Annotated in this window: 11 protein-coding genes and 5 tRNA genes; 9 read left to right on the top strand and 7 right to left on the bottom strand. The window is 70.6% G+C overall.

All coding sequences use genetic code 11. The features are described 5' to 3' along the window. Window positions 1–32 precede the first annotated feature (32 nt). The 6 genes from ACFC09_RS28670 to ACFC09_RS28695 all read right to left on the bottom strand — a co-directional run bounded on the left by ACFC09_RS28670 (window position 33) and on the right by ACFC09_RS28695 (window position 9,570). On the bottom strand, window positions 33–446 hold the full coding sequence (locus ACFC09_RS28670; protein ID WP_376533226.1) for a roadblock/LC7 domain-containing protein: 414 nt from the start codon (window positions 444–446) through the stop codon (window positions 33–35). Window positions 447–456: 10 nt separating this feature from the next. Then, window positions 457–3,720, bottom strand: coding sequence for a nitrate- and nitrite sensing domain-containing protein (locus ACFC09_RS28675; RefSeq protein WP_376533227.1), 3,264 nt, complete (start codon window positions 3,718–3,720; stop codon window positions 457–459). Window positions 3,721–4,151: 431 nt separating this feature from the next. After that, on the bottom strand, window positions 4,152–4,727 hold the full coding sequence (locus ACFC09_RS28680) for an ATP/GTP-binding protein (RefSeq protein ID WP_376533228.1): 576 nt from the start codon (window positions 4,725–4,727) through the stop codon (window positions 4,152–4,154). Beyond that, window positions 4,708–5,106, bottom strand: a complete 399-nt coding sequence (locus ACFC09_RS28685) for a DUF742 domain-containing protein (protein ID WP_121890765.1) — start codon at window positions 5,104–5,106, stop codon at window positions 4,708–4,710. The genes ACFC09_RS28680 and ACFC09_RS28685 overlap by 20 nt, the downstream gene beginning before the upstream one ends. 108 nt (window positions 5,107–5,214) lie before the next feature. Beyond that, entirely contained in the window at window positions 5,215–5,628 is a 414-nt protein-coding gene (locus ACFC09_RS28690) for a roadblock/LC7 domain-containing protein (protein WP_037654657.1), read from the bottom strand. A gap of 9 nt (window positions 5,629–5,637) precedes the next feature. Next, on the bottom strand, window positions 5,638–9,570 hold the full coding sequence (locus tag ACFC09_RS28695; protein WP_376533229.1) for a nitrate- and nitrite sensing domain-containing protein: 3,933 nt from the start codon (window positions 9,568–9,570) through the stop codon (window positions 5,638–5,640). 568 nt (window positions 9,571–10,138) lie between these two features. Between ACFC09_RS28695 and ACFC09_RS28700 the strand changes: the two genes are divergently transcribed. The 3 genes from ACFC09_RS28700 to gltX all read left to right on the top strand — a co-directional run bounded on the left by ACFC09_RS28700 (window position 10,139) and on the right by gltX (window position 12,988). Next, window positions 10,139–10,327 carry a hypothetical protein gene (locus ACFC09_RS28700; RefSeq protein ID WP_376533230.1) on the top strand — a complete coding sequence of 63 codons (189 nt, stop codon included), beginning with the start codon at window positions 10,139–10,141 and terminating at the stop codon, window positions 10,325–10,327. Window positions 10,328–10,722: 395 nt separating this feature from the next. After that, window positions 10,723–11,508, top strand: a complete 786-nt coding sequence (locus ACFC09_RS28705; protein WP_376533231.1) for a fumarylacetoacetate hydrolase family protein — start codon at window positions 10,723–10,725, stop codon at window positions 11,506–11,508. Then, window positions 11,501–12,988, top strand: coding sequence for a glutamate--tRNA ligase (gltX, locus tag ACFC09_RS28710; protein WP_376533232.1), 1,488 nt, complete (start codon window positions 11,501–11,503; stop codon window positions 12,986–12,988). Before ACFC09_RS28705 ends, gltX begins: the two co-directional genes overlap by 8 nt. Window positions 12,989–13,047: 59 nt before the next feature. Here the strand turns inward: gltX and ACFC09_RS28715 are convergent, their stop codons facing one another. Further along, a complete protein-coding gene (locus tag ACFC09_RS28715) occupies window positions 13,048–13,332 on the bottom strand; it encodes a type II toxin-antitoxin system RelE/ParE family toxin (protein ID WP_376533233.1) in 285 nt (94 codons plus the stop codon). Between the two features lie 110 nt (window positions 13,333–13,442). Between ACFC09_RS28715 and ACFC09_RS28720 the strand changes: the two genes are divergently transcribed. The 6 genes from ACFC09_RS28720 to ACFC09_RS28745 all read left to right on the top strand — a co-directional run bounded on the left by ACFC09_RS28720 (window position 13,443) and on the right by ACFC09_RS28745 (window position 14,743). Beyond that, the gene (locus tag ACFC09_RS28720) at window positions 13,443–14,174 is read left to right on the top strand and encodes an HAD family hydrolase (protein WP_376533234.1); all 732 of its coding nucleotides are present in this window, start codon (window positions 13,443–13,445) and stop codon (window positions 14,172–14,174) included. 90 nt (window positions 14,175–14,264) lie between these two features. Further along, window positions 14,265–14,336, top strand: a tRNA-Gln gene (locus ACFC09_RS28725). Between the two features lie 40 nt (window positions 14,337–14,376). Beyond that, a tRNA-Glu gene (locus ACFC09_RS28730) sits at window positions 14,377–14,449 on the top strand. A 27-nt stretch (window positions 14,450–14,476) separates the two neighbouring features. Further along, window positions 14,477–14,549 (top strand) — tRNA-Glu (locus ACFC09_RS28735). A 21-nt stretch (window positions 14,550–14,570) separates the two neighbouring features. Further along, window positions 14,571–14,642 (top strand) — tRNA-Gln (locus ACFC09_RS28740). 28 nt (window positions 14,643–14,670) lie between these two features. Beyond that, window positions 14,671–14,743 (top strand) — tRNA-Glu (locus ACFC09_RS28745). Window positions 14,744–15,097: the final 354 nt, after the last annotated feature.

A 15,097-nucleotide genomic window follows, 5' to 3' on the forward strand; every position in this document is an offset into this window, starting at 1 on the left:
GCTCCGTAAGGCGAAAACGCACCGTCTGTCTGTTAGTTGAGAAGGCTGCCCTGGAGCTCCGCACGCAGATCCGGGGTGAGAACCGTGCCCGCGCGGTCCACCAAAAGTGCCATCTCGTACCCGATGAGGCCGATGTCCGCCTCCGGGTGTGCCAGGACTGCGAGCGACGAGCCGTCGGAGATGGACATGATGAAGAGGAATCCCCTCTCCATCTCCACAACTGTCTGGTTCACCGTGCCCCCCTCGAAGATCCGGGAGGCGCCCGCCGTCAGTGACGTCAGACCGGAGGCGACGGCCGCGAGCTGGTCGGCGCGGTCGCGGGGGAAGCCTTCGGACATCGCCAGAAGGAGTCCGTCGGCGGAGACCACCACCGTGTGGGACACCCCCGGGGTGTTGTCCACGAAGTTGGTGATCAACCAGTTCAGGTTCTGTGCCGCCTGGCTCATCGGGCTCACACTAACGCTCCTGGTCGTAGGTGCTGTCAGGACCGAAGCCCTGGCCGTTCGTTTCACCGCCTGCGCCAGCGTTGCGTCCGCGCTGGACGCCCCGACGCAGGTTGCTCAGCCTGCCCCGGATGTCCTCCGGGGCTCGGGAGACCTGTGGGCCTCCCTGGTGGGTGGCTTCCGCGGCACCCTCGACCAGGTTGGCCTTGGGCACCCGCCGCGGCAGGCCGGAGGGGGTGACCCCGCCTGCCTTGGGCTTGCGCAGCTGCGAGGCGTGCTGCCAGCGCTCGTCGTTCGCCGAACGCCAGCCACCGTCCCCGCTGTTCTCCGATGCGGGCTCCGGCGTCTCCTGGTGCCCGTCCGCCCCGTCGAGCGGGCCGTTGCCGTTCGGACCGCTCGCGATGGTTCCGCGGCGGGGCAGCCCGGCGTCGGTCAGCTCGTGGACGGCGGAGGAAGCCGGTCCCGGACGGTCGAAGCCTACGCGGTCCCGCTCCGTCACGTCACCGGCCTGCGAAGATTCCGCTTCGGGAGCGTACGGGCCCGGATATCCGTTCTGGTAGCCGTCCCGCTGGGGCCAGTCGTCCTGGTGGGGCTGCTCGCCGAAACCGGGGAAGGAGCCGGCCGCCTCGCCGGGCGCGCTCGCCTGCTGCTCCTGGGCGGGCTCCGCATACGCCTGCTGCGGGTAGCCGCCGGTCGGGTCGAACGTGTCGCCCTGCGGGAGGCCGCCGTGCTGCGGGAAGTCGCCGTGCTGCGGGAGGCCGCCGTCGGTCGCGTAGTACTGCCCGCCGTACGACGCCGGGCCCGGCTGCTCGTACGCCGGCTGCGGGTCGTACGGCGCGGGCTGCTGCTGGTAGCCCGTACGGCCGCTGTCGTACGTCTGTGCGTCGAACCCCTCGGCGTAGGAGGGCGCCCCGGGGGTCTCCTGCCCGCCCTGGGGGAGCGCACCCGCGTCCTGCGCCTGGCCGCCCAGGGCCGCGCGGCGCTCCTCGCGTTTCAGGGAGCGGCCGACCGGGTCCAGTTCCCTGATGTCGTCGGGGACGTCGGGGTAGCGGCTGTCGTCGAAGCCGAGTTCCGCCGCGGTGCGCATCGGCAGCTGCTGACCGGGGTTCTCGCCCGGGAACGACTGCTCCGGGATGATCTGCGAGACCGTGAACTCCCGGTTCAGCGGCTGCTGCCCGCCACCGCCGTGGGTGATCGCGTCGGGGAGCATGACCAGCGAGGTGGTGCCGGCCTGCTCGCCGGAGGGCCGCAGCTGGACCCGGATGCCGTGCCGGTCGGACAGCCGGCCGACCACGAACAGGCCCATGCGCTGGGAGATCGCCGCGTCCACGGTCGGCGGGTTGGCCAACCTGTGGTTGATGTCCGCGAAGTCCTCGGCGGTCAGGCCGATGCCCTTGTCATGGATCTCGATCATGACCCGGCCGTCGGGCAGCCGGGTCGCGGTCACCCGCACCTTGGTCTGCGGCGAGGAGAAGGTGGTGGCGTTCTCCAGCAGCTCGGCCAGCAGATGGACGAGGTCGGTCACCGCGCGGCCGTGAATCTCGGCCTCGGGCACGCCGGACAGCTCGATGCGCTCGTACTGCTCCACCTCGGAGGAGGCGGCGCGCAACACGTCGACCAGCGGGACCGGCTGGTCCCAGCGGCGGCCGGGCTCCTCGCCCGCGAGGACGAGCAGGTTCTCGCCGTTGCGGCGCATACGGGTCGCCAGGTGGTCCAGCCGGAAGAGGCTCTCCAACTGGTCCGGGTCGGCCTCGTTGTTCTCCAGGTCGGTGATCAGGGTCAGCTGGCCCTCGATCAGCGACTGGTTGCGGCGGGAGAGGTTGGTGAAGATCGCGTTGATGTTGCCGCGCAGCAGGGCCTGCTCGGAGGCGAGCCGGACGGCCTCGCGGTGGACCTGGTCGAAGGCGCGGGCGACCTCGCCGATCTCGTCGGTCGAGGCGATCGGGATCGGCGCGACCCGGGTGTCGACCCGGCCGGGGTCGGTGCGGGAGAGCTGGTCGACCAGCATCGGCAGGCGCTGCTCGGCGATCCCGAAGGCCGCGTTGCGTAGTCGGCGCATCGAGCGGCTCATCTGCCGGGCGACGGCGCCGGCCAGGAGGAACGCGACGAACAGGGCGACCACGATCGCGGCACCGGTGACGAACGCGGAGGTCCTGGCGTCGTCGGCGATGCCCGCGGCCTCGCTCACCGCCTTGTCGGCCAGGTCCGACTCGATCGTGCGGTACGCGTCGTACTTGAGGGTGTTGACCGCCCACCAGTTCTGCGCGGTGATGCCCTTCTGGGCCAGCGCCTGACGGGCCGCGGTGCCGGTGTCGGGCAGCGAGGCGACGGCCGAGACCATCGTGGTCGGGTTGGCCGGCGGCGCGACGTACTTCGGGTCCTTGGCCCCCGCCTGCCGGGCCAGCGCGGCACCGTCGGTCTTGATCTTCTGCTCGGCGTCGGTGAGTTTCTGCGCGTCCGCGTCGGTACCGCCGCCCACGTACTCCTCGACGGCTATCCGCTCCAGATAGGCGTACGACGACAGGGCCACCCGCTGGGTGGCCAGGTTGGGGGCGTCCGGGCCCGGCTTGATCAGCAGGTGCATGCCGATGGAGCGTTCGAGGGACAGCGCGGCCTTGGTCAGTGAGATGGCGTAGACGGTACGGCCGTAGGAAGTGATGTTGCCGGTGCCCAGTCCGAGTTCGTTGGCGAACTCCATCAAGGGGTGGGCGATCCCGACATAGCCCTCTTCGGTCCCCACACCGGTGAGTTTCGTGGTGTAAGCCGTCTTGCGCAGGTCCTGGAGCTTGGGCTCCTCTTCGCGGAACAGTTTCAGACGGCGTTCCAGGCCGGCTTTCCGCGGCATGTTCCGCGCGGCCCGGTCGAAGGCGGTGGCGGCCTGGTCGGTCTTCTTGCGGGCGTCGTCGACGGGCGCCTTGTCGGTGTTCAGCAGCAGGGGCGCCACGGAGACGTCGCGCTCGACGTAGAGAGCGTCCGCGTAGGTGAGGGCGGCGCGGACCAGGCGCGCGGTGCTCTCCGCGTCCCGGGCCTGCTTCCAGGTGTCGATCGAACTGTTCACCTGGAAGCCGCCCATGACCAGGCCGACCACCACGGGTATGAGCAGGATCGCGTTCAGGCGGGTCGGCACCCGCCAGTTGCGGGGGGAGAGGCGGCCGCCGCGCGGCGCGGGAGCGGGCGTCCGCTCCGGACCGGGCAGGGGGCTGGGCGCCGCGGCGCGCGGCGGCGGGGTGAAGTTGCCCCGGGCCGACGGCTCGGGGCCGTTCTTGCTTCGCCTCACTCGACCAACAACCTCTCGGCGGCGGGCACCTACGTCGTGCCGCAGTCTCTCAGAGCCCGATATGTCGACGGACCACTACTCGGTTCCTCAGTACGTCTTTGACTACTGGGCAGTTCAGGCATTCCAGCACGACGACCAGCGCACTTCCAAACAGTGGAGCCGGTGATTTCCGCGTGATCCGAGTCGCAGATAAACCGGTCATAAAGAACAAGCCCCGCCAAAAGGCGGGGCTCTTGTGCGCGCAGCGGGTTCATTCGACCGCGACGCGTGTCGATCTGAACCGATTCCTCTGCCGAAACGTTATGAACAGGGGAGCCGACCGTGTCTAAGGCAACAGCCGGATCCCCTGCCGGTACGGCAACTGCCGTAAGCGACTGTCGACTTGAGTCCTACCCTTTCGGCGCGGCCACTTTGGCCGTCTCTCTTCCCTATTACCTCAGCCGTGCCATGAGGGCGTGTTCGACGAGGGTGATGAGTGCGCTCTTGGCGTCGGCCCGGTGGCGGGCGTCGGTCGTGATGATCGGGGTGTCCGGGCCGATCTGCAGGGCTTCGCGGACTTCGTCGGGGGTGTAGGGCTGGTTGCCGTCGAAGCCGTTGAGGGCGATGACGAAGGGGAGGCCCGAGTTCTCGAAGTAGTCGACGGCGGGGAAGCAGTCGGAGAGGCGTCGGGTGTCCACCAGGACGACCGCGCCGATGGCGCCGCGGACCAAGTCGTCCCACATGAACCAGAAGCGGTCCTGGCCGGGGGTGCCGAACAGGTACAGGATGAGGTCCTGGTCGAGCGTGATGCGGCCGAAGTCCATGGCGACCGTCGTGGTCGTCTTGTCCCCGGTGTGGGTGAGGTCGTCGATGCCGGCCGAAGCGGACGTCATGACGGCCTCTGTGCGCAGCGGGTTGATCTCCGAGACGGCACCGACGAAGGTCGTCTTGCCGACGCCGAAGCCCCCCGCCACCACGATCTTCGCGGAGGTGGTGGCCCGGCCCCCGTCAGAGCTTGCGAAGTCCACTGAGCACCCTTTCGAGCAGTGTCACGTCCGGTGCACCGCCGTTGTTCTCGTCGCCGCCCGGCTGGTGGATGGCGACCAGGCCGGCCTCGGCGAGGTCGGCGACCAGGATCCGGGCCACGCCCAGGGGCATGGTCAGCAGCGCGGACACCTCGGCCACGGACTTCACCTCGCGGCACAGGTGGCAGATCCGCTGGTGTTCCGGGAGCAGCCCCATGAGCGCTGCCGGGTCGGCCGTGGTGCTGATCAGTGCCTCGATGGCGAGCTGGTAGCGCGGCCGGGTCCGGCCGCCGGTCATCGCGTACGGACGTACCAGCGGCTGGTCGCCCTCGTCCCCGTACGGCTCCGCGTACGGATCATGAGAGGCGGTGGGCGGGGTCATGAATCCTCCGGGCGGGACAGCAGGTCGGACAGTCGTGCCTGGCGGGGCCGGTGGGGGGATTGTGGCGGCCGGACGGTGATTTCGTGAGCTGGGTGGATCCGGGGCCGGTCAGTGGAGCAGACTGCCCTGTAGTTCGGCGCGCAGGTCGGGCGTGAGGACGGCGCCCGCGCGGTCGACGAGGAGCGCCATCTCGTAGCCGACGAGGCCGATGTCGCACTCCGGGTGGGCGAGGACGGCGAGGGACGAGCCGTCCGAGATGGACATGAGGAAGAGGAACCCGCGTTCCATCTCCACGACCGTCTGCGCCACGGTGCCCCCCTCGAAGATCCGGGAGGCCCCGGCCGTCAGCGAGGTGAGCCCGGAGGCGACGGCCGCGAGCTGGTCGGCGCGGTCCCGCGGAAAGCCTTCCGACATGGCCAGAAGGAGTCCGTCGGCGGACACTACGACGGTGTGGGACACCCCGGGGGTGTTGTCCACGAAGTTGGTGATCAACCAGTTGAGATTCTGTGCCGCCTGGCTCATCTGGCTCAACTAACGCTCCTGCTGGTGAGTGGGGCTCGGGAAGCTGCCGGTCTGGCCGTTGTTGGCCTGGCGACCCTGCGCGATACCCCGACGGAGATTGGTCAGCCGGCCGCGTACGTCGTCGGGCGCACGCGAGACCTGCGGACCGCTGTGGTGCTGTTGTTGTTCCTGAGCCGTGCCCGCGACGAGGTTCGCCCGGGGCACGCGGCGCGGCAGACCGGAGGTGGTGACGCCGCCCGCGGCGGGCTGCCGCACCCGCTGGGCCTGCCGGACGAGCTCGTCGTTCGGCGAGCTGCGCCAGGAACTCGTGACGGGACGCTGCGGGTCTCCCGGGAAGCCCGGTCCGCCCTGCGGCTGCTGCTGCGGGGCCGGATCGGCCGGTCCGCCGTCCTGCGGCGGCTCCTGCTGGCCACCGCGGAACCAGTTGGTCTCCAGCGTGTCGTACAGCGGCGTACGGCCGTCACCGGGAGTGTTCGCCGGGGGCAGCAGTGCCTCCGGCTCCTGCCGCGGTCCGCGCTGGGCCGGCACCGGCGGGCGGGGCGCGCCGAAGTCGGCACCCCGGCCGTTCGCCTGCGGCTGCTCGAACTGGCCCGTGTGCTGCTGGCCCTGCGGCTGGCCCGGCCGGGTGGGCAGCGAGTGCCGACCGGTGGGGCCGCTGTCGTGGCCGGGGGCCGGGAACTGGCCGGTGGAGCCGTTGTCGTGGCCGGGCGCGGGGAACTGACCAGTGGAGCCGTTGTCGTAGCCCTGTGCGGGGAACTGGCCGGTCGAGCTGTTGTCGTGGCCGGGGGCCGGGAACTGGCCCGTGGAGCCGTTGTCGTAGCCCTGTGCGGGGAACTGACCGGTGGAGCCGTTGTCGTAGCCCGGCGCGGCGAACTGGCCCGTGGTGGACGGGTTCTGCGGTCCGATCGGCCCACCGAAGACGTCGGAGCGGACGAACTGGCCCGAGCCCTGCGGACCGGGCCCGCCGGGCCGCGGGAACTGGCCGGTGTCGCGCTGCGGGGCGTCGAAGCCCGCGTGGGTGAACTGGCCGGTGTTCCGGGCGCCGCCCGCGCCGGTGAAGTCCGGGCGGGGGAACTCGCCGGTGGCGGCCGGATCCCGATGGGCGTCGGCCGCCGGGACGGCCGGCATCTCCGCCGTCGCCCCGGGGCCCTGGCGGTCGTCGATGCGCGGCATGCGCGAGGTCTGCGCCGGGTCCTGCTCGTCGTGGCCGCGCGGGGCGTCCAGCGAGGACCGGGACAGCGGCGGCACGCCCTCGTCGCCCCAGCCGGGCGTGCGCGGCTGCGGGTTGCCGCCCGGCAGCTCGGCCCGCGGCCCGCCGCGCGGCGGCAGCTGCGGCTGGCGGCCCTGATCGGCGCCACCCCGCTGCGGGGCGGCGCCACGGCCGCCGAAGACGTCCTGCTGCGGCCCGCCCGTGCCCGCGGCCTGTAGACCCTGCGGGGCACCCGGCGCCTGGCCGCCGAAGGCTCCGGCGCCCGCCCCGGCCGGTGCCGGCCGGTCCTGCCGCGGCCCGCCCGCGCCGCCGGGCCCACCCGGCAGCGCGCCCTGGCCGGTGCCGGGCAGCGCGGCCCGAGGCCCCTGCCCCGCGCCGACCTGGCCGCGCGGCCCGCTCCCGGAGCCGAGCCGTCCACCAGCGCTCGCGGCACCGGGACCGAGCGCACCGGCAGGTGTGCCGGCCCCGAGGGCACCGCCGCCGCCCTGGGCGGCGTTGCGCCGGGCCGCCGCCGCGCCGACGGCGGCCTGCGCGGCGGCCGGACCGCCCGTGGCGGGCACTCCCGGCTTGCCGGCGGGCACCTTGCCGCCCTGGGCGACATCGACGGGCAGCATGACGAGCGCCGTCGTACCACCGGAGTCGGACGGGCGGAGCTGGATGCGGATGCCGTGGCGCTGCGAGAGCCGGCCGACCACGAACAGACCCATGCGCCGGGAGACGGAGACGTCCACGGTGGGCGGCGAGGCGAGCCGCTCGTTGATCGCCGCGAGATCCTCGGGGGACAGGCCGATGCCGGTGTCGTGGATCTCGATCAGCACCCGGCCGTCGGGCAGCGCGTGACCGGTGACCTTGACCTTGGTCTGCGGCGAGGAGAACGATGTCGCGTTCTCCAGCAGCTCGGCGAGCAGGTGCACGAGGTCGTTGACGACGCGCCCCGCGACCTCGGTGGTCGGCACCGAGGCCAGCTCGATCCGCTCGTACTGCTCCACCTCGGAGGCGGCGGCGCGCAACACGTCGACCAGCGGGACCGGCCGGGTCCAGCGGCGGCCGGGTTCCTCACCGGCGAGGACGAGGAGGTTCTCACCGTTGCGGCGCATACGCGTCGCGAGGTGGTCGAGCTTGAACAGCGAGGACAGCTGGTCCGGGTCGGCCTCGCGGGACTCCAGTTCGGAGATCAGGGACAGCTGACGCTGGATCAGGCCCTGGGAGCGGCGCGAGAGGTTGGTGAACATCGCGTTGACGTTGCCCCGCAGCAGGGCCTGCTCGGCGGCGAGGCGGACCGCCTCGCGGTGCACGTCGTCGAAGGCCGCGGCCACCTTGCCGATCTCGTCCCGGGAGTGCACACCGACCGACTCCACGGAGGTGTCGACGTCCTGCGGGTCGGACTCGGAGAGCTGCTTGACCAGCTCGGGCAGCCGGTCCTGGGCGACCTTGGTGGCGGTGTCCTGGAGCCGGCGCAGCGAGCGGATCATGGACCGGGCGACGACGAAGGCGCCGACCAGGGAGACGCCGAGGACGAGCAGGATCAGCGCACCGGAGATGATCGCGTCGCGCTCGGTGGCGCTGCGCAGCTCGCGGGCCTTCTGCTCCATCTCTTCGAGCAGCGTGTGCTCGATCTTCTGCATCTGCTCGATCTTGGTCGAGCTGTCGTCCACCCAGTCGCGGTAGGAACGCTTCTGGACGCTGAGGCCGTCCTCGCCGCCGAGCGCGCGCTTGGCGTAGGTGTCCGCGGACTCGATGGTCGGGTTGCCCTCGTCGATGGGCTTGAGGAGTTCCTCGGCGCCCTGCCCGGAGTAGAGGCTGCGGAAGATGTTCAGCTCGGAGGACTCGCTCTCCAGCGCGGACTCGCCGTAGAGCCGGTCGTTGTCGGAGAGCGCGCCGACCGTCTTGTTGGTGTCGGGCAGCGCCGCGGCGATGACGGCGCGCTGCACGGACGCGTACTCCTTGGCGGTGGAGAACGCCGCCAGGGCGCGGGTGCGCTGGATCATCTCCGGGTTGCTGGACGCCTCCGCCATGTCCTGGGAGAGGTCGATCAGCTGGGTGATCAGCCGGTGGTACGCCTCGACCGTCTGGGTCGAGTTGCCCTCCTGCTGGTACGCGGTCCGGCGGATCTTGGCCAGGCTGTCCAGCTGGCCGGCCAGGCCGACGAGGCTGTCACGGACACCCGTGAGGTTGCCGTCCTTGCTCGCGGAGTCGATCTGCTCGGAGGCGTTGAGGAAGTTGGTCAGGGACCGGTCGGTCCGCTGCTCGTAGCCCTTGACCGTGTAGTTGTTCGCGCTCTGGCCGTTGGCCAGCGGGCCGGCCGACTGGTCGCGCTCCTCCTGGAGCGCCGCGGCCAGTTCGGTCGCCTGCTTCGTCATGTCCGTCAGCAGCTTCATGTTGTCGAGCTGCTGGATGTCGTCCATCGACTGGTTGATGCGCAGGCCGCCCAGTGTGGTGGCCGCGACGACGGGGAGCGCGAGCAGCGACACCAGACGGGTGGAGATGCGCCAGTTGCGCAGGGCTATTCGCGAACCGGGGCCGGACGGGCCCTTGGCGGACCTGGTCGGCTTGGCCGCGGGCGTGGGGTTCGACGGCTGCGTGACACCGGGACGCCCGGGGCGCTCTGTGCCGTCGCCGGCCGGGGTCGGGCCTGGGTTCTGGGCGTGCTGGGGGGAGGAACCGCGGTCGGTCCCGCCGTGCGGCCCCGGCGCGGCCGGAGCACTGCCATCCCTCTTGAAACGTCCCTGCACTAGCGTCGCAACCTCTGGACCAGGCGCCCCTCCGCGTGAGCGGTGGGGCACGGTGTCGGCGTTGTCGGGGAGCGCCCTGAATACGTCCCCCGGGTGGTCGTGAAGTGACCGGCGCTGGCTCCCCCTGTCTCGCCGCCACTCGGCGCTGCTTTGCGCCCCCTGAGCGCCGGCTCGATCCTGCGGCGGTCCGTGGAATTCCAGCACAGTGCCGGATCTCCAACAAGGCCCATGGGCGAGCCTGTGAAACCTGTGACGGCCTGTGAGGAGAGTGTCACGAGGCGTGGAAAATGATCTCGCCCATAACGGACTTACTCCTGCGAGTTGCCAGCGGTGGGTGAGTGTCCCAGTCGCCATGATCAGCAGCGGAATGGCAGGTTCAGGGCCGCAATGTCCGTTTCGATAGTGCGAGTTGCGGGCCGGAATTGACCGGATTGTGGTCGGATCCGTGAGCAAACTCACACGGCGATCATGCGCACTTCGCGACGGTGCCCGGGAATCGGATGTTTAGCCTGACGCTTTACAAGAGGGAAGTATCTGCCAACCCACACAGGACAGGGTTCCTACCGCCGTGAAGACCACGATGATGTTCCGCACCATAGCCAACCCGCGTCGCACGACTCTCTCCCACCTCGGCGACGCCGAGGAGTTGCAGGCGACGGAACATCCGGAGCACTCCCTCGACCTCCCCGCCCACACCGCCAATCCGCGCCGCACGGTTCTCGACGAGCTGCCGGCCGCGACGGTCGCCGCGGAGTAGACGCGCACGGACCGCCGTGTGGCGGCAGCGGCGCACACCGTCGCCGTACGGCGGTACGCGACTGCCGTGGCAAGGGGGTTCGCGACCACTGCCGTAGTACGGGAGGCCGTGTCCGCCGTCGTACGTCTTTACGTCGTACAGCGCGGTCCGCGCCCGCTGTCGTACGGCGGGGTCCGCGACCGCCCTCGTACGACAGGGGGCTCCGTGTCTCCCGCGAGCGGCCCCCACGGCCCCTCGTGCCGCGCCGCGGACAGGCGTACCCGGCAGGCCGTACCCCGCTCTCTACGCGAGGCCGCGGCCTCCTGTCGCGTTAGCCTGGAGCGTCAGACTCCAGCCGACATCCAGCCGGTCCCCAGCCGACGCGGTCGTCTTCAGTTAAGGGGCGCAAGCAACCCGTGCGCATCGCCAGGTTCTCCATCGACGGGACCGTCGCCTTCGGCGCGGTCGAGGGCGACAAGCAGGACGAACTCGTCCTCGACGTCATCAAGGGCATCCCGTTCACGGACTTCGAGCTGTCCGGCACCAAGGTCCCGCTGAGCAAGGTCAGGCTGCTTCCGCCGGTGCTCCCCAACAAGGTCGTGGCCTTCGGCCGCAACTACGCGGAGCACGCGAGCGAGCTGGGCAACGAGGTGCCCGACGCCCCGTTCGCCTTCTTCAAGCCGTCCACCTCGGTGATCGGCCCCGGCGACGAGATCCAGTACCCGCCGTTCTCCACCGAACTCCACCACGAGGCCGAGCTGGCGGTGGTCATCGGCCGGCTGTGCCGCGAGGTCCCGCGCGAGCGCGTCAAGGACGTGGTCTTCGGCTACACCTGCGCGAACGACATCACCGCCCGTGACGTCCAGAAGCGCGAGAAGCAGTGGGCCAGGGCCAAGGGCTTCGACACCTCCTGCCCGCTGGGCCCCTGGGTGGAGACGGACCTCGACCTGGAGCGCGCGAACGACCTCACCGTCCAGCTCACCGTCAACGGCGAGCAGCGCCAGCTGGGCCGCACGAGCGAGATGATCCACTCCATCGAGGACCTGATCGTCAACATCACCGAGGCCATGACGCTGCTTCCCGGCGACGTGATCCTCACCGGCACCCCGGCCGGGGTCGGCCCCCTCAACGTCGGCGACGAGGTCGCCGTCACCATCGAAGGCATCGGCACTCTCACCAACAAGGTTGTCAAGCGTGGCTAGCGCAGCAGGCTCCACCTCCCCCCGCGTCCGTTTCTGCCCCTCGCCCACCGGTAACCCCCATGTGGGCCTGGTCCGCACCGCCCTGTTCAACTGGGCGTTCGCCCGGCACCACCAGGGCGCCCTGGTCTTCCGCATCGAGGACACCGACGCGGCCCGTGACTCCGAGGAGTCGTACGACCAGCTGCTCGACGCGATGCGCTGGCTGGGCTTCGACTGGGACGAGGGCCCCGAGGTCGGCGGCCCGCACGCGCCGTACCGCCAGTCGCAGCGGATGGACATCTACCAGGACGTCGCGGCCAGGCTCCTGGAGGCCGGCCACGCCTACCGCTGCTACTGCTCCCAGGAGGAGCTGGACTCCCGCCGCGAAGCGGCCCGCGCGGCCGGCCGGCCGTCCGGCTACGACGGCCACTGCCGCGACCTGACCGCCGAGCAGATCGCGGAGTACGAGGCCCAGGGCCGCACCCCGATCGTCCGCTTCCGGATGCCCGACGAGACGATCACCTTCACCGACCTGGTCCGCGGCGAGCTGACCTTCACCCCGGAGAACGTGCCCGACTACGGCATCGTCCGGGCCAACGGCGCCCCCCTGTACACGCTGGTCAACCCGGTCGACGACGCCCTGATGGAGATCACCCACGTCCTGCGCGGCGAGGACCTGCTCTCCTCCACCCCCCGCCAGATCGCCCTCTACAAGGCGCTGATCGAGCTGGGCATCGCCAAGGAGGTGCCCGCCTTCGGCCACCTGCCGTACGTGATGGGCGAGGGCAACAAGAAGCTGTCGAAGCGCGACCCGCAGTCCAGCCTGAACCTCTACCGGGAGCGCGGCTTCCTGCCCGAGGGCCTGCTCAACTATCTCTCCCTGCTCGGCTGGTCACTCTCCGCCGACCAGGACATCTTCACGATCGACGAGATGGTCGCGGCCTTCGACATCGCCGACGTGAACCCGAACCCGGCCCGCTTCGACCTGAAGAAGTGCGAGGCGATCAACGCCGACCACATCCGGCTGCTGGACGTGAAGGAGTTCACGGAGCGTTGCCGCCCGTGGCTCCGGGCCCCGTTCGCGCCCTGGGCACCCGAGGCGTTCGACGAGGCCAAGTGGCAGGCGATCGCCCCGCACGCGCAGACCCGCCTCAAGGTCCTGTCGGAGATCACGGACAACGTCGACTTCCTGTTCCTGCCGGAGCCGGTCTTCGACGAGGCGAGCTGGACGAAGGCGATGAAGGAGGGCTCGGACGCCCTGCTGCGCACGGCCCGCGAGCGGCTGGAGCAGGCCGACTGGACCTCGGCCGAGGCCCTGAAGGAGGCCGTCCTGGCGGCCGGCGAGGCGCACGGCCTCAAGCTGGGCAAGGCCCAGGCCCCGGTGCGGGTGGCGATCACCGGCCGTACGGTCGGCCTGCCCCTCTTCGAGTCCCTCCAGGTACTGGGCAAGGAGTCGACGCTGGCCCGGATCGACGCGGCCCTGGCGAAGCTGGCGGCGTAGGCACCGCACCCTGCGCGAGGGGCGGCACCCGATGCCCGGGTGCCGCCCCTCGGCGCCGGTCACTGCGCGTCGGCCTCGTCGATCAAGTAGTGGCTCTCGTCGAAGATCTCCAGCACCACGACCGCCATGATCGCGCCGGCCACCATGTACTCCAGCATCACACCGGGGGCCACGTACGCCTTGCGCAGGTGCTCGTCCGGTCCCAGCTGGGCGGTCGACGTCCTGCGGAAGGGATCACGGGCCAGGATGCGCACGGCCCTGTCCACCTGGGCCCGGCGTTCCGCGGGCAGGTCCTCGTACGCGTCCCGCGCCTCGACGGTGAACTGGACGCGGTACTCGGTCATGGCTGTGGCCCGGTCCTTCGCTCGTCGGTCCGCCCAAGCTACGGCATCCGCGAGCCCCCAGGACGCCGAAAGTACAGACGCGGTCACGGCCCCCGCGTTACCGTCGCCCCATGAGCATCCGAGCCGTGGTCTGGGACGTCGACGACACGCTGTTCGACTACACCTCCGCCGACCGGGCCGGGATGCGCGCACACCTGGCGGCCGAAGGACTGCTGCACAGGTACGACAGCGCCGAGCAGGCCCTCGCGCACTGGCGGGAGATCACCGACCTCCAGTGGGCGCGGTTCGGCTCCGGCGAGGTCGGCTTCGAGGAGCAGCGCCGGGACCGGGTGCGGATGTTCCTGGGCGCGGAGCTGACCGACGGCGAGGCCGAGTCCTGGTTCCTGCGCTACATCCGGCACTACGAAGCCGCCTGGAGCCTGTTCCCGGACGTACTGCCCGTCCTCGACACCCTCGCCGCGAGCCACCGGCACGCGGTGCTGTCCAATTCGAGCATCCGGGTCCAGGACCCGAAACTGCGCGCGCTGGGCGTGCGCGACCGGTTCGAGGCGGTGCTGTGCGCGGCGGAACTCGGCGTCTCCAAACCTGCGGGCGAGGCGTTCCTGGCGGCCTGCGCGGCCCTGGAACTGCCGCCCCACGAGGTGGCGTACGTCGGTGACCATCCGGAGATCGACGGACGGGGCGCGGCCGAGGCCGGGTTGCTGTCCGTGTGGATCGACCGGGTCGGGACGCCGGCCGACGGCACCGCCGTGGCAGCGGCCCACCGGATCTCCTCGCTGGCCGAACTCCCCCCGATCGTCCACGCCGATACTCGTTTTGGAGCCCCGTCCAGCTTCGGGTAATGTTCTTCCTGCGCCGCGGAGAGCGGGCCGGAAGGCCAAGGACCCGGGCGCACAACTAGAACAAGATCCCCTCCGGGGCTTGCGTTCCAGTGGCCTATGGTGTAATTGGCAGCACGACTGATTCTGGTTCAGTTAGTCTTGGTTCGAGTCCAGGTAGGCCAGCTCGCAGAGCTCATCTGCAGGTGCGGATCTCATCCGCGAAGCCCCCGTTGTGTAGCGGCCTAGCACGCTGCCCTCTCAAGGCAGTAGCGCCGGTTCGAATCCGGTCGGGGGTACGGTCCCGATCATCCTGGGACGCTAGGGCCCCCGTTGTGTAGCGGCCTAGCACGCCGCCCTCTCAAGGCGGTAGCGCCGGTTCGAATCCGGTCGGGGGTACTGAATGGTCTAAACCACCATTGGTCTATGGTGTAATTGGCAGCACGACTGATTCTGGTTCAGTTAGTCTTGGTTCGAGTCCAGGTAGACCAGCTCGGATCTGCGGAAACGCAAGATCCTCGCCCCCGTTGTGTAGCGGCCTAGCACGCCGCCCTCTCAAGGCGGTAGCGCCGGTTCGAATCCGGTCGGGGGTACTCGATACGAAGGGCCCATCATCTCGGTGACGGGCCCTTCGTCGTGTTTTCAGGGGCTGTCTGCCGGTGCCTGTCACCCGGGTCGCTCCAGCCGACCGGTGCCATCCGGCTGGAGTCCCACCCTGAGCCGTACCGCCGCGCGCAGCGATTCGCTCCGCGCGTACCCACCGCCTCCTTGGTCAACCGGGCGTCGGACGCGGGCAGTTCGGCGCTCCGTCGGGACGGCGGAGCGAGTGCGGCGGGGGAAGCGCAAGCGGTCCGCGGGCCGGCCGGCGAGAGCGGGACGGCGGGGGCGGGGGAGGGGCTGCCGCGGCGTTGAGGCGGACCCTCCTGAAGTGCTCCCGTACGTTCCGC

Origin of the sequence: Streptomyces sp. NPDC056161 (genome assembly GCF_042268025.1) — a bacterium.
In the GTDB taxonomy this organism is placed as follows: Bacteria; Actinomycetota; Actinomycetes; order Streptomycetales; family Streptomycetaceae; genus Streptomyces.